Genomic DNA, 17,970 nt, shown 5'->3' on the forward strand with positions numbered 1-17,970 from the left:
ACACCTTTAATCAAAGGTGTTTTTTGCGTATTATGGCAGATGGTTTTCTTTTAAAAAATCCTCCGAATCAACCTTCCAAGGGTCAGTAGGTGAAAACCTAACCAAATGGATATCCCCGCTAAATGTTTGCCTGCCCCTATCTTCTATGTACCAGTCAACCACTGCAGGAACATCCAAACTAATTTCTTCTTTTAAATCTTCTGGGGGCAAAAGCTCTAATCGCGATAGTCTTACATTTTCAACCTTTTGTAAAATGGGCTTCCATCTTACTTTTTGCAAAGAAGCTTGAGAGGTAATCCGGACATCCTGCTGCTTAAACCCGGCTACATAGGCATTAATCACCTCGTATGGGTTTGCCTTTCCAAGATAATCATCTAATTTACCTGAAGCCTTCAGAACCATGAGCATATGGGATAGATCCATGGAATTGGTACGGTGCGTTGTACTCCCATAGAAATGAATGCAGAAATGACCGGGAAAATTATTTTGCAGTGCGCCTCCACCATGTGGCATCCCATGCATGGATGCGGCAATCCAATTTTCTTTGTAAATGACAATAATGGCACGGCGTTTCCAGCTCCACTTTCCGCTGTATATCTTTTTCATCATTTTCGTATCTTTTGCTGTTAACGGTTGTACATCAGCATGATGACTTCCTGCTCGTCTCTGGACCTTGAATCGTTTCCCTGTTTCTACATCCATAACCGTGAATTTGGTGTATTTTGGTACTAGTTGATTCACTTCTTTCCAGTTCAGCATTTCTATTTTATAACTAATATCTGCTTTAGCCTGAACTCCTTGCCCATAAAGGAGGAAATGAATGAATACGATGAAACTAGCTGCCCTTTTCATTTAAGACCCCCTTTTAATGTTTTTCGCTACATTAAAAGAGTTACCTGAAGGGGAAATGTTCATTCATTCCTAGCTATTTTTTTCGAGGTTGGCAAGTTGTTCCTGAATACCATTCCAATCGATATTTTCGCCAATAAAGACAAGATTTAACGGTAAATTCATCTCTTCCTTTAAATATAGCGGCATTCCATATGAAAATTGAAATAAAAACGGATGCTCTGAATAATCAAATTTTATATATCCTTTAATACGATAGATGGTATTAGGAAGCTCTCTTATAAATTCCTCAAACATATTATGATTGATTGCCTTCTTAAATTGATATACAAAGGTTGTTAAATTCAAATCAATCTTTTGTGATTCTTTTTCAAAAGATACAGATAGATTTCTAAGCTGTCTAATCGAAACCTGTGAAAAATTCGTCAACAGGCATCTTGCTTTTGGATTTATTCCTTGGATTTCAAAGGTAATATGTGCCTGATCCATTTCCATTAAATCATCCATGTTATTAATGATGATAAAGTCGGCATGCCGAACCTGCTCAAAGATCAATTGCTGCAGCTGAGGGCTTAATATTTTTCGCTCTTTCCATCTTGTACCATCCACTGTTGTAATAATACCTTTTATGATTAGCTTATCGGCAAACAAAGGGGATAGGATCGCATCTAACACTTCTACGGGATGAGCTGCTCCAGTTGTTTCAATATAAATAACTTCTGGCTGCTCATCTAGTAATAAACCTTGTAGCTGTGCTTCAAGCTTGTCCTGGATCGAGCAGCAAATACAGCCGCCTAAAAGCTCTTTTAGTGCAACATCATCATTGACAGCATCAGAGTCAATCGAGACCTTCCCCAATTCATTCATCATGACTGCTACCCTTCTACCGGCATCTCGTTCGTCCTCAAGCAATCGTTTTAACAGTGTCGTTTTTCCGCTTCCTAAAAATCCTGACAAAATATATACTTCAGCTTTTTTCATCTTTTTCCCTTCAATCTTTGATAATTAAAAAAAGTTGACCCGACTCCTAATGGAATCGGGTTATCAATTATTTCATTCTTCCTTTTAATACTTCTACAGCCTTTTGTAGTTGGGTGTCGCTTGTTTTAATTTTTTCCCGTAAAAGATCCATTAGCTTCATCGTGGAATCACCTTTTAACACACCATCAGCAGCAAGGCCTTGCGCGGTTTGGAAGGCGATGACAGCTTCTTTTGTTTTTTCATCAAAGAATCCATCCTCACGTCCAGGGTCATATCCGACAGCTTTCAACATCTTCTGAGCTGTTTGAACTTCTGTAGATGAAATGGATAGGGCTAGCTCTTTATCCGGATTAATAATCGGTAATGACGCGAAATCTGGAAGGGTTACCTCAAAATCAGGCACGATTCCCTTTTTATGAATCCAATTCCCATTTGGTGTTAGCCATTTTGCAATTGTATATTTGAGGTTGGAGCCGTCTTTGAAATCAGCTGCGGTTTGCACCGTACCTTTTCCAAATGACTTCTCACCAACAAGTGGTACACCGGCAGATTCCTTTACAGCAGCAGCAAAAATTTCTGATGCGCTGGCACTCCCCTTATCAATTAGTACTACTAACGGAAGCTCTGGGCTTCCTTCATTCTGTGAAGCGATCTCCTTCACTTTTCCATTTCGGTCTTGTTCTTTAACAATAACTTTTCCATTTGGTACGAACATGCTTGTTATACTTACGGCTTGGTCCAATAGCCCACCAGGATTTTGACGTAAATCTAAGACAACACCCTTCATACCCTTTTTCTGTAAATCATTTAGGGTTGTTACAAGTTCTTTTGTTGTATTGGTTGAAAAGCTTGTTATTTGAACTTTCGCAATCGAATCATCTACCATTTCCCCATAAACCGTTTCAATTGGAATAGTATCACGAACAATCGGCACTGTCATTGTGGCATCTGTTCCAGGTCGTTGAATAGTTAATTCGACCTTTGTTCCTTTTTTCCCTCTTATTAACGTAACAGCTTGGGTTGAATTCATCCCCTGAATGCTTTTTCCATTTACCGTTACGACCACATCATTCGGTTTTAATCCGGCTTTTTCAGCAGGTGAGCCTTTAATCGGAGAGACAATTATAATATGTCCTTCCTTTTCTTGAATTTCGGCACCGATTCCTTCAAAAGAAGAAGAAATACTACTGTGGAAGCTTTTCGCTTCTTCATTGCTCATATAGTCGGAATATGGATCATCAAGTGACGTAACCATTCCATCAATCGCACCATTAATTAGCTTTTGCTGGTTTACATCCTTGTAGTATCCATTTTTCAAAGTATCAAATGCTTCATAAAGTTTATTAAATTCCGATCTTTGCGGTGCGACCGTAACAACCTTGTCCTTTCCAAATGCCAAGGCAAAGGTGGTAATCCCTGCCGATAGAAAAACGAGCAAAAATAGCAGCATGATAAATGGAAACTTTTTCATTCTTATGTACCCGGATTTGTTATCTGTCATCTGCTCTTGCTCTACTTTACCTTCTTCAATCATCTTTTGTTCCTCATTATTTTCGTTCAAATCCTTCACCACTTTCATTCACCATCAAAATATGAACTGGACATGTACCGTAACAGCCTGAATGTTTTCATATTTTTTAAGAAGCTATTTTCAAATACTTTAAATTGTAAACCCTTAGTGATTAGAATAACATCTTTTTTATAAAATTAACAAAGAAAAGTTAATGAAAATAATGAGAATTGATGTAAAAACCCTTTTCAATGATAAAAGGTACCTCTCAAAAGAGATGTACCCGTCCGTTTTACGTTAAATCATTTAAGTTTTACACGCTTTAATCGAAGTGAGTTTGTAACAACGGATACGGAACTAAAAGCCATGGCTGCACCTGCCACCCATGGAGCCAATAATCCAAGGGCAGCAATGGGAATTCCTGCAGAATTGTAAATAAGCGCCCAGAAAAGGTTTTGGCGGATATTTTGCATGGTTTTTTTACTTAGTGTGATCGCCTTTGGAATTAGCGTCAATTCACTACCAAGAATGGTAATATCAGCCGCTTCAATAGCCACATCTGTTCCGGTGCCCATGGCAATACCAATATCTGCTACCGCGAGTGCCGGTGCATCATTAATTCCATCCCCGATCATCGCCACTTTCAACCCTTTGCGTTGGAGTTGTTTCACTTGATTGGCCTTTTCCTCCGGGAGGACTTCCGCAATTACATGGTTGATTCCTACCTGCGCTGCGATTGCTTTTGCCGTACGTTCATTATCGCCGGTAAGCATGTAGACGTCGATATCCAATTCCATTAATTGCTGCACCGCAAGCTTCGCCAGTTTTTTAACCGTATCAGCAACAGCCACAATACCCATGATGGTAGAATTGATGGCAATGTACATAGCCGTTTTCCCTTCGGTTTCAAAGCGCATCAGGTCCTCTTCAAACCGCTTATAGGAAATTCCTTTTAACTTCATCAACTTCCTTGTCCCAACAACTATTTCATCATTACCTATTTTTGCTTCAATCCCGTAACCTGGAATAGCCTTGAATCTTTTTACCGGAAGGGTACTCGATCTTTTTTCCAACCCATACGTTACAATCGCTTCAGCGAGGGGGTGTTCCGATGATTTTTCAGCTGAAACTAAATATTGGAGAACTTTCTTTTTTTCCTGATAAGCAATAAAATCAGTAACGACTGGTTGTCCTTTTGTAATCGTTCCAGTTTTATCAAAAACAACAGCATTGAGTCTATGAGCCGTTTCTAAATGCTCTCCGCCTTTAAAAAGGATTCCCATTTCCGCCCCTTTTCCAGTACCAACCATAATCGATGTTGGCGTTGCAAGTCCTAAAGAACACGGGCAGGCAATGACAAGGACCGCAATCGCCGTTTCTAAAGCTGCAGGGAAATCTCCTGGTTTAACAAAAAAATACCAAACCAAGAAAATCAATAATGATATGCCGACAACGACGGGGACAAAAAAACCAGAAATGGTATCCGCGAGCCGTTGAATGGGTGCTTTGCTCCCCTGAGCTTCCTCGACAATCTTGATAATTCCGGCGAGGGCCGTGTCCTTCCCAACCTTTGTTGCTTTCATTGTCAAGGTTCCATTCTTATTCATCGTAGAACCAATTACCCGATCACCCACCGATTTTTCCACTGGGATGGACTCACCGGTAATCATCGACTCATCGACTGACGATTGTCCTAAAAGGATTTCGCCATCCACTGGGATTTTTTCACCAGGCTTCACAAGTAACTGGTCTCCTGCCACCACATCTTCAATTTGGATTAGCCGTTCCTTTCCATCATGAATGACCGTTGCCTCCTTTACTTGAAGGTTTAACAGTTCAGAAATAGCCCTTGTGGTTCTTCCTTTAGCCATTGTTTCAAATAATTTTCCTAAAAGGATTAAGGTAATGAGAACAGCACTTGTTTCAAAATAAAGATGCGGCATGTAATATGGATTTCCAATTGTTTTGATTCCCTCTGCAAGGCTATAGAAATAAGCGGCTGAAGTTCCTAATGCGACAAGGACATCCATATTCGCACTTTTATTTTTAAGGGCTTTATAGGCGCCTATGTAAAACGGGCCGCCAATATAAAACTGCACAGGGGTAGCTAAGAGCAATTGAAACCATGGGTTCATGAAAAAATGAGGCATTGGTAAACCGCTATCAAAAGGGAGATGAGTAAGCATTGTGTACAAAAGCGGGAGGGACAATAGGACGGAGAGGTAAAATTTCCTCCATTTCGCCTTTATCTCTTCCTCCTTTAATTGCTGTCTCGCTTCCCTTTCCACTTTCTCTTTGGCACCGTATCCGAGCTTTTCGATTCTTGCTACTATATCCCTGCTGGAAACGAGGTCATGATCATAGGAAATGGCCGCACTTTCCATGGCCAAATTCACATTTGCTTCGACGCCGTCCATTTTATTGAGTACCTTTTCAATTCTTGCTGAACATGCCGCACACGTCATCCCCGAAATATCCAATTTGAGCTGTTCCTTCATTTTTCTCACCTCTTAATGCTTTGCCCACGTATCATGTAATCGTCTTTAATAATTCTCCACGTGATCCCGAAGTTCCTTTCATTTTCAAAAAAGAAAAGCCCCTTCCGCGTTGGAAGAGGCTTGATAGTGAGATTATTCCTTTATAGCCGCTTCTAATGCGACTTCAATCATATCATTAAAGGTTAATTGCCGTTCTTCAGCGGTAGTTTCCTCACCCGTTAAAATGTGATCACTAACGGTTAAGACGGAAAGGGCTTTTCGGCCAAATTTCGCCGCTAATGTATAAAGGGCGGTTGTTTCCATTTCAATCGCAAGAATTTGATATTTAGCCCATTTTTCAAGTTCTGCATTATCGTTATAGAAAGAATCGGCAGTAAAAATATTACCTACTTTTAAATTAAGCCCTTTAGCTACCCCTGCATCATAGGCCTTTCTGAGTAAATCAAAGTTGGCAGACGGGGCGAAATCTACATGTCCAAAAGTTAACCGGTTCATGTTAGAATCTGTTGAGCTAGTCATCGCCAAAATCACATCGCGGACTTTTACATCCTTTTGAATAGCCCCGCAAGTACCAACACGGATTAAATTCTGAACCTGATAGCTTTGCATTAACTCATTCACATAAATAGAGATAGAAGGAACACCCATTCCTGTCCCCTGAACAGAAATTCTTTTTCCTTTATAGGTTCCTGTATAGCCGAACATATTTCGAACCTCGTTATAACATGTCGCATCCTCTAAAAAAGTCTCTGCAATATATTTAGCTCGAAGTGGATCTCCGGGAAGTAATACTGTCTCCGCAATTTCATTTTCTCCTGCACCAATATGTACACTCATAAATAAGCCTCCAGTCAATAGTAGTACTAAAATTAGTCTGTACCATAGACAATATAACATATTCGATTTTCAATGAAAATCGTTACACAGAATGGACATGTTTTTTCATAATTGAGGGAAGCTATTTCTAGACGTAAAAAGGAGGGATTATCGATGGGTAAAAAACACCGTGCTCGGATAAATGGACAAAAGAAAAATAATCACACCCCAGCCGAAGCTATTGAGGCAGAACACAATGCACATGCAAAAGAGCATAATGCAAACGGCGGACGTAAGAGCTAAAACTTAAACTAAACCTAAGGAACCCCTTAGGTTTAGTTTAAGTTTGGCTAGCGAATAATGATTCGATTTATCGGAAACCAGCCGCCGGGTTTTAATTGATAATAATATTGCCCGCCGCGGCCTTCGTCAATAAAGATAATGTCACCGGTCGCAAGGAACCGCCCTTCATAATTTGTCGGAATTCTATCTGTCACATTAAAAATGCTAAAGGTTTCCTGTAAACAATGTTCACGGTTGGTTGCGGGAATAGTGAAACGATAAACCTCTTTATACCCTTTTCGCTCGCGAAACCTTGGAGTTTGAAAGATCGTCACATCAAATTGACTACATGCTCGTTTTGTTAACATTTTGATCATCATATACCTCCAATTAATTAGAATTTATTGTCTATTCTAATAATTAGCTGTAGGTAATGTCGAATCCTCCATAGAAACTTAAATATTTTTGTCGAATTCATATTTTTTCTATTTTTGTTGCAAATACCTTGTTGAAAAATGACATCAGTTACTCCACCTAATAACCCTTAGGTTCGTATTCATATATACGAGGAAAATAACGGAAGGTTTCGCAATTTTAAATAAAATAATTCTACTTTCCTATGTACCATTCAACAGCAGGCACAAGAAAAAGCGAGCAACAAATGCTCGTCTTTCGTCCTCTATTATGAATGGAAGAGATTCATTCTCTCCGCAAAAATTTCTTGGTTATTATTCCTCCGTCTCTTCGTCAATAATGCTCTTTTCAATTAAATATTCAAATGTGATGTTTGCAAGTTCTTCCAATTCTTCTTCGCTAGGAACGTATCCCCTTTTTACAAGCTCATGAAAGAAAAATTCGGCAATTTCCTCAGTATCAATGAATACTTCAATTTCTCTCATAGCATCGCCCCCTTTTTAGAGAATGTATGATGTACATGGCCTTTTCATGCTATTTACTTTGATTTCCATTTGCCACTTGGTTTAACCCCTACATATCCACATCGGGGGAATAATATAAATAAAAAAGAAACATGTCTTATTTGGATTGGACAAGCATAGGATGTAAAAAAACACTTTGAGGTGATCAAATGTCGAACTTGCAATTAAAGTTAGAGGCGTTTATTAATGATGTTAACTGTGAGGATGGCCGCACCGTCAAAATCATGGAGCAGATAACGGATTCCATGTTTTTTTTGATTAAATGGGCCGCAATACCGTTTATTATCTATTTATTATTTGTCATATCAAGCTGATAGCTAAACATGGCTTTTGCCATCGTTGCTTGCTAGACCTTCTAATTTTCTAAGAATCACGCGCATGACCTGATAATATTCTTGATCCTGAAACATATCATATAAAATTCGATAATCATTATATATGTCTAATAAGTTATCGATTAATTCCTTTTTTTCCTTTTTCCGTTCGATTTCTTCTACTTCTGCTTTTCTGATCATGTTCTGCAATAATTTTGGATTTTTTTCTGTCTTTTCATTTTTGTTGACTAAGTATAGAAGACCTAGCTTTTGAATAAAGGTGTCGGCATTCTCCGCATCAGCAACAAGCGTTAATTCCTCCTCACCCGCTTCAAGCCATTCCCCATCACTAACCCTTGAAAGTTCGTAAATGACATCTTCCCAGGCATCCTCTTTATAGCGCCAAATTTCAGTCCGAAAACCAACAACTTTAAATAAGTCAGCTCCATACCCACTTACTTGAACTAAATCTCCGAAAAAGAACTTGTATTCAATATCAATCTGTTCTTGCTCCATAATGCTGCCATCATATTCTGAAAGTAATTGTAAGGCTTCTTCAATATATAGGCCTTCACTCTTGTTTACTTCATACACATATTTTCCTTCCAGCCATTTTACATCCGTGACCTTACCGACGGTACCATACATTGTAATCACGACCGTATCACCAATCTGATACTTCGATTTTTTCCTTTTTGCCATGTCCTCCCATCCCCTCAATTGGATTAGTCTAATCGTATATACAACAGTATATGCGTGGTACTCAATATCGCTAACGTGAATTAAAAAATGAAAAAATCGCCTCCCAATACGAGACGATTCCATTCTTTCATAATTAACTTTCTGAGGCGATATATTGCTGCCAGGTTTCATCAAAAACAGTCATAGATTCTAAATAGGCACCATTTAGCTCCAAATAGGAACTTAGTTCATGGTAATCTTCTGCCGTTTTTGGAAAAGCATGATCCAAATAAGCATCGTTAGCAAACCTACTAATCGCATCCTTTGGCGCCGGATGTCTAAATTTCAATAAAAAATGATAAAATGATTTTCTCATCTATAAATGACCTTCTTTACAGGAATCAGTTTTTATAAGAAATACTATAACGGATTCAGACGCCATCGTCTATGTGCAATACTGGATAAAGTGAAACTTCAATCATTGGGGGTTCTTTCCAACCACCAATGATTGTTAGTTGAACCAATCGGGCTTTTACGGGCAGTTGATCCCCCACATATCCTTTTTTATAACTCAAAGTCTTGAATTGGGGGTCTTACTGCCCGTTAATGCGGAAAAAGCAGCCCAAATTTCGGGGCTGCTAACATTAGTTCGAAAAATCAAAATAATTCTTTTTCAATAATCTTCGGATTTTCATTAATTCCTCAAAGGTAATCACTTTTCCAATTTGCTTACAATCAATTAAATACAAATGGTTCTCAATCTCTTTGACAATGACTTCGCTCTGATAAATCATATCGCAGTCAGAACAGTGATATGTGGGGGTTTCGGCAATTTCTATCGCTCTCGATCCGTCCGGTAATTCCCAGAAAACAGAGTTCGTGGTTTGCTCTACACCAGTGCTGTTGCACCATTCACATTCAATTTTCATCCTTCCTAACCCCCTATTCCGATACCGGCCCGGCAGTATTCATTTCTTGCACACCCTTATCCTTCTCAGTCAAGGCTTTAAATTTCTTTTCCTTTAATTCATCCCGCTTACTTCGTTTATCCTTTAACGAGGTGTGCAAAGGATCTTGATTGTAATTCTGACGGCGATTCAATCTTGTCAGGCCTTCCGGAACGAGATTAAAATGTTGATCGTTCATAATTCCGGCAATACCGGTCAGCGACCGTTTCTCTTCCATTTCCGGATATATCTCCTGAAAATACCCTTCTGCTCTGCCTGCCACATAGTTTTCAGGTTCCGGATAAGAAGTGATAACTCCTTCAAAATTACGGAGAACGACTTTTTCCGGACTTTGGGAAATTAAATAATTGGGTTGCAGAGCAATTTTCCCGCCGCCTCCAGGGGCATCAACCACAAAGGTCGGAACAGCATATCCGCTTGTATGTCCACGGAGTCCCTCAATAATTTCCAGTCCTTTCGATACAGGTGCCCGGAAATGACCAATTCCTTCTGACAGGTCACATTGATAAATGTAGTAGGGGCGGACACGAATTTTGACAAGATCATGCATCAGCCTTTTCATAATCGGGACGCTGTCATTAATCCCTGCCAGGATAACCGATTGGTTCCCGACCGGAACGCCTGCGTTTGCAAGCATCTCACATGCCCTTTTTGAATCCTCGGTAATTTCGATAGAGGTATTAAAATGAGTATTTAACCATATAGGATGGTATTTTTTTAAAATATTACAGAGGTTTTCGGTAATTCTCTGTGGAAAGACAACTGGTGCCCTCGTTCCTATCCGAATAATTTCCACATGATCAATTTCACGTAAATTCTTCAGTATATATTCTAAAATATTATCATTGATTAATAGCCCATCACCGCCAGAAATTAGCACATCGCGAACTTGTGGTGTCTGCCTAATATAGGAAATGGCAGCATCCAGCTGTTTCTTCGGCACCCCCATCCCAATCTGCCCGGAAAAGCGTCTTCGTGTGCAATAGCGGCAATACATGGAACACTGATTAGTTACAAGAAAGAGGACACGGTCAGGATAGCGGTGCGTCAGCCCTGGAACTGGAGAATCCTCATCCTCATACAAGGGATCTTCCAGGTCATATTTCGTTTTATAAATTTCCTTTGAAATCGGAACAGATTGCATCCTGATTGGACACCTTGAATCGTCAGGATTCATCAAGGAAGCATAATAGGGAGTAATATTTAAGGGAATGGTTTTCGTTGAAATCCTTACCCCCTCTTCTTCATCAGGAGTTAAGTTAATTACCTTTTTCAGATCATCTAATGTGCGGATCGTATTGGTTAATTGCCAGAGCCAATCATTCCACTGTTCTTCGCTCACATCTTTCCAAAGCTCTATATCCTGCCAATGTCTTTTCGGTTTATATAAAAAATGTTTCATGATCTATTCCCCCTAATCTCGCTTTATATAGCTATCATGCAAGATTCATGCCAATTACTCGAGAGGGCTTTAGAATGGGAATTAGCAAAAAAATCAAATTATTATTAAAGAGTCCCATAAAAAAAGCGCCGAAAACTCGGCGGCTCATTCCTTCATTTTTTTTATTTTATATTGTAATGTCTGCCTTGGAATTTCTAAAAGCTTTGCTGCTTGGTTTATATTCCCATCGCTTTGTTCCAGCGCATCAGTAATCAACATCTTCTCTACTGCTTCAAGATTTTTTCTTAATGATAAGCCTTCTGGTTGTGTTGGATTCTTTCCTTTAGATTGGACCAGTTGCTGCCGTAACATGATCGGCAAATCCTCAAATCTTAGTTTTCGGACCTCACAAACATTCATCATATATTCCACTGTATGTTTAAGTTCCCTGACATTTCCCGGCCATTGATAGCTAACGAAGAAATGTTCAAGCTTCTTTTCCAACCCTTGAATATCTTTTTTTAGTTTTATATTAAGCTCGTGAATAAACTTATTCGTTAAATACAATATATCTTCTTGCCGTTCCCTTAATGGGAGGAGGGCGAAAGTAAATACATTTAAGCGATAATAAAGGTCGGATCGCAGTTTCTGTTCCTTAAGTGCCATGCTTGGGTGTACATTCATGGCCGCGATCACACGGACATCAACGGAAATATTTTGCGAGCTGCCGACCCTTCGCACCATTCCATCCTCCAATACCCGTAATAGCTTTGCCTGCAGTTCGATTGGCATAGTATGTAATTCATCAAGAAACAGGGTACCACCATCGGCAAGTTCAAATAGCCCTTTGCGCTCAATTGCCCCTGTATAGCTCCCTTTAGCGGTTCCAAAAAGGATACTTTCCAGTAAGGTTTCCGGGATGGCGGCACAGTTTTGAGCAATAAAGGCACCACTCGAACGGAGTGATTCATGATGAATTCCTTGGACAAATAATTCCTTCCCCGTTCCAGATTCGCCATAAACCAGAATTGGTGAATCCGATTTTGCCAGCTTCCTAGCTTCGTTTATCAAGCTGCTAAATTCAGGAGTTACCGTCATTAAATCGTTTAATGTATAGTTTACTTGCTTTGATGTCTTTTTCTTTCTGCTCTTATTGACGCCTTTTTGTAAATCCAATAACCTTTCTGCCAACAGCTTCATCCGCGAATAGTCTTTCGCAATTTCAACCGCTCCAATAATATCTTCGCCCAGAAAGATTGGCAGTGTTGTATTAATGGTGTCAATTCTAGTCCCATGTAAATTCAGATAGACCTGTGTTTGATTGTAAATTGGCTTTCCTGTTTTAATTACCTTTAAAAGCGTACTAGACTCTTCTGTCAGGGAGGGGAATGCGTCAATTAAATGCTTCCCCTGGACTTCCTTCACATCCATGCCATCATGCTTTGCGGCGACTTCATTATAAAAAATAGTTTTTCCCTCTATATTGACCACATGGATGCCTTCATCAATGCTTTTAAGAATGGCTGTCAGAACTTCTTGTGTTAGTGCCATTAATTGAACCATTTCATTCACCTGCCCTTCTGGAGGTATTGTAAGGTGCCGAAAAATCAGCTTCTTAAGCCGAATTTCTAGCAGATTGCCAGATTTTTCACCCACATATTCATGTTTTCAAGCTTATCATAAATATAGCAATTATTAACGAACCTTCCCCGGTACGAATAGCCAAGTTGGAATAAAACAGCATTCATCCCGAAGGATAACGACCTTGCAATTGAGTAGGCACAAAAAATTCCATTTCGTTTCAATTCACGTTCAAGCTCCTGAAGAATAATCTTCATAAGCCCATATTTCCTGTGTTCCTTTACTGTGGCACAATCTGTTAATTCGGCATTTTTATAAAAGGAATTGATTTCGGCGGAAGCAGCACTGACAATTTTCCCCTGATAATAAAAGACGTAATAAATGGTTCCCTCTTGTATTGTCTTTTTTACATATTCCGGATCATGCAAGGGGGTTGGATAGATTTGAAATACTTGTTTATAGAGTGTTGAAAGTTCTTCCGCACAGCTCTCATCCGCCTTTTTTAATTCATATTCCTTTGGCGGGTACGTTTTTTCCATAGAAGCGTCTAATTGATAAATACTATGAATCATCCCGTCCTCGGTGATCCAATGATCATTCCGCTTCCGCTCCGGTGTATAAAATTTGGAGAAAAAGTAGGCATCTGAGCCTAGAAAATAGCGGTCAACCACTGCTTCCGGCTGAAGGCCTTTTTCGAAAAATAGCAAAAAATCTTCGCTGCGAGCCTTTATGATTAATTTTTCTGCTTGATACTGATGGGCGAGCTCCTCAACTTTTTCAAGCAGTAATCGTGTATTCCCGCGATAATCATCCACGCGGATACGTTTATTAAAAGGGTCAAGATACACCTCGAGGAAATAGCTTTCTTCCTCCAGATAAATGGTGGACGCGGTTAGATTCATTTCAGTCACTCCTTACACTTTTTCTCGTTCACGTCTATTTGAAAAATGTCTGGCCTTGAAATTAAGCCAGACATTTCCAAATGTTCAAATCTATTATATCAAGTAATTGTAAAAAATGGTGAACCCCTACTCCACAACCTCGCACCATTTCAATAGTGTTAAGGCAATGATTTCACTTGCCGCGAACATATCTTCCAGATTAATATGCTCATTGGCATCATGAGCCGTTTCCGTTATACCAGGTCCAAACACAACAACAGGCGTATTTCCGACTGTAGAAAGAATGCCGCCATCGGTACCCCACGGACTTGCTTCGACAACAGGGGGTATCCCCTTCACATCTATAAAACTGTTTGTCAGTTCGTTCATCAATGAATGGTCACTCTCAAGACTTCCAGGCAGCCACCTGCCACCAAACCATTCGAGCTTTAGAGGATTTTCCTGCAGCCATTCATCCTGCTCACATATTTCACGGAGACAACTTTCCATTTCAAGCTGTGCTGCTTGTATCGTTTCCTCCGGAGAAACGCCCATTCTCCCTTCAATGATGGCGGTGTCGGGCACCGATGAAGGCCACTCCCCGCTTATAATCTTTCCAATGTTAATCGGAATGGGGATCGGGATTTTTTCAAAAAGGGGATCTGATATTTTCTCATTTCTATCTTTCTCTAACTGTTGTAATCTTTGAATCACTAGGAGGGATTTCTCGATGGCACTAACACCTTCGTACCTTGTACCGCCATGTGCCGCTTTACCGGTAATGGTGACACGAAACCACATCGAACCCTGCTGCTTAGGGAATAGTTTCATATTGGTTGGTTCAGGAATAATGGCTCCGTCGGCATGATATCCCCTTAAAACGGCAGCAAGCGTCCCGGCTCCACCGCTTTCCTCTTCAATTACACTTTGGAAAATAACATCTCCTTTCAGCTTAATTCCATTGGCGACCAACGACTCGATCGCCATTAGCAGTGCCACATTTCCGCCTTTCATGTCGGTTGCCCCGCGACCATACAACTTTCCGCACTCAATCATGCCGCTAAATGGGTCATGCTTCCAACTTGACTCGTCACCAACTGGAACCACATCGATATGTCCGTTTAATATGATTGATTTACCGCCACCCGTACCTTTTAACACCGCCACAAGATTGGGATTCCCATCGAAACTTTTCCGGTCGCAGCAATAAGCTGGATGTTTTTTTAATTTAGCGTCGCCTATTTCCCAAATATCTAGTACCAGCCCAAGCTGGCGGCATTTTTCAATCACAAGTGCTTGTGTACTGCTTTCGTTTCCCCGTGTGCTATTTTCACGAACTAGGATTTGTAACAATCTCGCTCCGCGCGCACGATTCTCTTTTAGCCACTGCTTTATTTGGACTTCTTGTTTCATCAACTGATTCACTCCTCCGGCAAGATTTACACTTAGTACGGGATCTGGCGAACAGTTTCAGCTAGTTTAAATTCACACCCGGTTTTATTCACTACATTTTCTAAACTGTATGGTGCAAACAACTCTGTCAAAAGCAAGCCGTCGTCGCTCACCTCGAAAACAGCTAAATCGGTGACAATAAGGTCAACGCAGCGTCCCGAAGTTAATGGTAAGGTACAGGATGGTAGAATTTTGGGGTTTCCCTGTTTGTCACAATGATTCATCACAACGATCACTTTTTTCGCTTTTTGGGCGAGTTCCATTGCCCCTCCCATGCCCGGTACCTTTTTGCCCGGAACAATCCAGTTAGCGAGGTCGCCATATTGACTAACCTGCAGCGAACCTAAAATGGTGATATCAACCCTGCCTTTGCGAATCATTCCAAACGAAATAGCACTATCACAATAGGAACCGCCACTTGTAAGTGTGACAGGAAATCCACCAGCATTACATAAATTTTCATCCTCTTCCCCAATAGCCGGACTTGGCCCCATCCCGGTAATCCCGTTTTCAGCATGAAACATCACCATAGTCTCCTTTGACAAATGGTTTGGAACAAGTGATGGGATTCCTATCCCAAGGTTAACCACCATCCTGCTTTGAATTTCTTCCGCTGCCCTTTTCGCCATTTGGTTACGTACATCTATTCCCATGCCCATTTCCAATTCACTCCCTTCGATGGAATCAGATAATCAACAAACACTCCAGGAGTAATGATTTCATCAGGGCCAAGACTTCCCATAGGTACAATCTCTTCTACTTCAGCAATCGTAATATCCCCGGCCATCGCTACAAGCGGATTCGTATTACGAGCACTTTTGTCATAAATTAAATTGCCATACTCATCTGCCTTTTTCGCATAAATAATTGAAACATCAGCTGTTAAGGCTGTTTCAACCAAATAATTTTTCCCGTCGATTGCAAAACGGGGTTTATCTTTCGAAACGAGTTCATTATCCATCCCGATATCAGATAAAATGGCTGGCAGTCCGACACCTCCGGCACGTATTCTTTCAGCTAAAATACCCTGCGGTGAAAACTCTACTTCCAGCTTTCCATCGTGCATAAGCTGTCCGGCAATTGGGTTGGAGCCAATATGTGAGGCAATCACTTTTTTAGCAAGCCCTCGGCTGACGATTTTCCCGATGCCAATGTGAGGAAAACCTGTATCATTTCCAATCAGAATAAGATTCTGGATGCCCTTCTCCAATATTCCATCAATCAATGTCGGTGGGGAACCGACCCCACCAAAGCCGCCAAACATGACAGTCATGCCGTCTTGAAAAAACTTCATGATTGCCTCAATGGTAGTTATTTTTCCGAATGAATTATCCATTTAGCTATCACCAACCGTATCTGCATTTATTTGGTTTGAAAAAGCAGCAAATGTTTCCTTTACTAATAATAGTAAGTTCTCAATTTCTTTTTCGGTGATTGTTAAGGGAGGAGAAATGATAATGGCGTCACCATTCACCCCATCAATCCCGGCACCCGCAGGATAAACAAGGAGTCCTTTTTCCTTAGCAAGCCCCACCACTTTTTGGGTTATTAAGGCCTTTCTCGGGAATGGCCTTTTGGTTTTACTCTCCTCAACAAATTCGATGCCAAGCAGCAAGCCTTTGCCGCGGACATCGCCAATAAACGAATATTGCTCTTTTAACTTTTCAAGATGAATTTTCAAAAAAGCACCCTTTAATTCTACTTCTTTGATAATCTCGTTTTTTTCCAAGTATTCCAAGACAGCTAAAGACACAGCGCATGACTGTGGATTTGCACTTAATGTATGCCCGCTCATCACTGACTTTGTTCCGGCCAAAATCGGCGCCATTACCTTTTCACTGGCAACAGCGGCAGCAATTGGAGCATAACCTGCCCCCATTCCTTTGCCAAATGCGACAATATCCGGGATAACATCCCATCGCTCGCAGGCTAGCACGGTTCCCGTCCGACCAAAACCGGTCATGACCTCATCAGCAATAAAGAGAATATTATTATCTTCGCATATTTTTTTAATCGTTTTAAAATAATCCTTTGGCGGCGCTATGGCCCCGCCTGAAGCTCCAATCACAGGTTCAGCAATAAAGGCAGCGATTTGGTCAGCTCCAATCCGTTTGATTGCCAATTCCAATTCATTAGCGCAAGCGTAACCGCAGGTTGGTGCCTCTAAATTGTAGGGACAGCGGTAGCAATAGGGCGGATTGATGACAGGGAAATCTTCTAAAAGGGGAACAAACCTAGCCCTTCTTCCGGTATGCCCTGACATTGAAAGCGCCCCCAAGGTAATTCCGTGATAACTAACCCATCTTGATAACACCTTTGTCTTGGTGTGAATCCCTTGCTCCTGCCAATATTGAATAGCCATTTTCATGGCCGTCTCTGTCGCTTCCGAACCGCTGTTCACGAAAAAACTCCAGTTTAAGTCTCCCGGTGTCCAATCAGCAATTTTCTTCGCAAGTTTTTCCGCTGCATCACTGGTAAATTGAGAACGATACACAAATGAGACTTTTTTTGCCTGCTCCTGCATCGCTTCAATGATTTCGGAGACGCCATGTCCAATATTGGCAGTTACGGCACCGGAAGAGGCATCAAGATATTTTTTTCCTTCCATATCATATAAGTAGACCCCTTTGCCATAATCAATGACCGGGTATATTTCATCAAGCATGGGTTTGATTAGAAAAGATTTATCCATATGCCACCACTTTCTTTTTCAAGCTAAAGTTCATTCATACTTCATTATATGAGTGAATATTTCATTCTATCATCATATTTGAAAAGGTGATGTTGAAGAATTAAACCACCATGACCATATAAAACTCTCTTTTACTTTTTTACATG

The 17,970-nt window shown here is 40.5% G+C and carries 19 protein-coding genes; 2 read left to right on the forward strand and 17 right to left on the reverse strand.

Features of this window, described 5'->3' with window-relative positions:
• Positions 1-30: 30 nt before the first annotated feature.
• The 5 genes from RCG19_RS00590 to deoD form a co-directional block, all read right to left on the reverse strand.
• Entirely contained in the window at positions 31-852 is an 822-nt protein-coding gene (locus RCG19_RS00590; protein ID WP_308109273.1) for a hypothetical protein, read from the reverse strand.
• A 69-nt stretch (positions 853-921) separates the two neighbouring features.
• Positions 922-1,830, reverse strand: a complete 909-nt coding sequence (locus RCG19_RS00595; protein ID WP_308109274.1) for a CobW family GTP-binding protein — start codon at positions 1,828-1,830, stop codon at positions 922-924.
• 67 nt (positions 1,831-1,897) lie between these two features.
• Positions 1,898-3,364 carry a lmo1851 family serine protease gene (locus RCG19_RS00600; protein ID WP_308110901.1) on the reverse strand — a complete coding sequence of 489 codons (1,467 nt, stop codon included), beginning with the start codon at positions 3,362-3,364 and terminating at the stop codon, positions 1,898-1,900.
• 278 nt (positions 3,365-3,642) lie between these two features.
• Positions 3,643-5,838: a heavy metal translocating P-type ATPase gene (locus RCG19_RS00605; protein ID WP_308109275.1), complete on the reverse strand. Its 2,196-nt coding sequence runs from the start codon at positions 5,836-5,838 to the stop codon at positions 3,643-3,645.
• A gap of 132 nt (positions 5,839-5,970) precedes the next feature.
• Complete coding sequence (gene deoD, locus RCG19_RS00610; RefSeq protein ID WP_308109276.1) at positions 5,971-6,675, reverse strand: purine-nucleoside phosphorylase; 705 nt, start codon at positions 6,673-6,675, stop codon at positions 5,971-5,973.
• Between the two features lie 153 nt (positions 6,676-6,828).
• Here deoD and RCG19_RS00615 point away from each other — a divergent pair, with 153 nt between their 5' ends.
• On the forward strand, positions 6,829-6,957 hold the full coding sequence (locus RCG19_RS00615) for a hypothetical protein (protein WP_308109277.1): 129 nt from the start codon (positions 6,829-6,831) through the stop codon (positions 6,955-6,957).
• A gap of 47 nt (positions 6,958-7,004) precedes the next feature.
• On the opposite strand, the gene RCG19_RS00620 is transcribed toward RCG19_RS00615, so the two are convergent.
• Together RCG19_RS00620 and RCG19_RS00625 are read right to left on the reverse strand one after the other, a co-directional pair.
• The gene (locus RCG19_RS00620) at positions 7,005-7,316 is read right to left on the reverse strand and encodes a hypothetical protein (protein WP_308109278.1); all 312 of its coding nucleotides are present in this window, start codon (positions 7,314-7,316) and stop codon (positions 7,005-7,007) included.
• Positions 7,317-7,664: 348 nt separating this feature from the next.
• Positions 7,665-7,835 carry a YozD family protein gene (locus tag RCG19_RS00625; RefSeq protein WP_308109279.1) on the reverse strand — a complete coding sequence of 57 codons (171 nt, stop codon included), beginning with the start codon at positions 7,833-7,835 and terminating at the stop codon, positions 7,665-7,667.
• Between the two features lie 188 nt (positions 7,836-8,023).
• On the opposite strand from RCG19_RS00625, the gene RCG19_RS00630 reads away from it, so the two are divergent.
• The gene (locus RCG19_RS00630) at positions 8,024-8,188 is read left to right on the forward strand and encodes a hypothetical protein (RefSeq protein ID WP_308109280.1); all 165 of its coding nucleotides are present in this window, start codon (positions 8,024-8,026) and stop codon (positions 8,186-8,188) included.
• Between the two features lie 3 nt (positions 8,189-8,191).
• On the opposite strand, the gene RCG19_RS00635 is transcribed toward RCG19_RS00630, so the two are convergent.
• From RCG19_RS00635 to RCG19_RS00680, 10 genes are all read right to left on the reverse strand, one after another.
• On the reverse strand, positions 8,192-8,890 hold the full coding sequence (locus RCG19_RS00635) for a hypothetical protein (RefSeq protein ID WP_166239915.1): 699 nt from the start codon (positions 8,888-8,890) through the stop codon (positions 8,192-8,194).
• A gap of 133 nt (positions 8,891-9,023) precedes the next feature.
• Complete coding sequence (locus RCG19_RS00640) at positions 9,024-9,245, reverse strand: YozE family protein (protein WP_166239913.1); 222 nt, start codon at positions 9,243-9,245, stop codon at positions 9,024-9,026.
• Positions 9,246-9,513: 268 nt separating this feature from the next.
• On the reverse strand, positions 9,514-9,798 hold the full coding sequence (locus RCG19_RS00645; protein WP_166239911.1) for a YokU family protein: 285 nt from the start codon (positions 9,796-9,798) through the stop codon (positions 9,514-9,516).
• Positions 9,799-9,811: 13 nt separating this feature from the next.
• Positions 9,812-11,239, reverse strand: a complete 1,428-nt coding sequence (gene ablA, locus RCG19_RS00650) for a lysine 2,3-aminomutase (protein WP_308109281.1) — start codon at positions 11,237-11,239, stop codon at positions 9,812-9,814.
• A 144-nt stretch (positions 11,240-11,383) separates the two neighbouring features.
• Entirely contained in the window at positions 11,384-12,781 is a 1,398-nt protein-coding gene (locus RCG19_RS00655; RefSeq protein WP_308109282.1) for a sigma-54 interaction domain-containing protein, read from the reverse strand.
• Between the two features lie 65 nt (positions 12,782-12,846).
• A complete protein-coding gene (gene ablB / locus RCG19_RS00660; protein ID WP_308109283.1) occupies positions 12,847-13,701 on the reverse strand; it encodes a putative beta-lysine N-acetyltransferase in 855 nt (284 codons plus the stop codon).
• A 126-nt stretch (positions 13,702-13,827) separates the two neighbouring features.
• On the reverse strand, positions 13,828-15,093 hold the full coding sequence (locus RCG19_RS00665; protein ID WP_308110902.1) for a peptidase: 1,266 nt from the start codon (positions 15,091-15,093) through the stop codon (positions 13,828-13,830).
• 32 nt (positions 15,094-15,125) lie between these two features.
• Entirely contained in the window at positions 15,126-15,791 is a 666-nt protein-coding gene (locus tag RCG19_RS00670) for a 3-oxoacid CoA-transferase subunit B (RefSeq protein WP_308109284.1), read from the reverse strand.
• The gene (locus tag RCG19_RS00675) at positions 15,776-16,468 is read right to left on the reverse strand and encodes a CoA transferase subunit A (protein ID WP_308109285.1); all 693 of its coding nucleotides are present in this window, start codon (positions 16,466-16,468) and stop codon (positions 15,776-15,778) included. The genes RCG19_RS00670 and RCG19_RS00675 overlap by 16 nt, the downstream gene beginning before the upstream one ends.
• Complete coding sequence (locus RCG19_RS00680; protein ID WP_308109286.1) at positions 16,469-17,824, reverse strand: aspartate aminotransferase family protein; 1,356 nt, start codon at positions 17,822-17,824, stop codon at positions 16,469-16,471.
• Between the last annotated feature and the right edge of the window lie 146 nt (positions 17,825-17,970).

Source organism: Neobacillus sp. OS1-2 (assembly GCF_030915505.1).
Classification (GTDB): domain Bacteria; phylum Bacillota; class Bacilli; order Bacillales; family Cytobacillaceae; genus Neobacillus.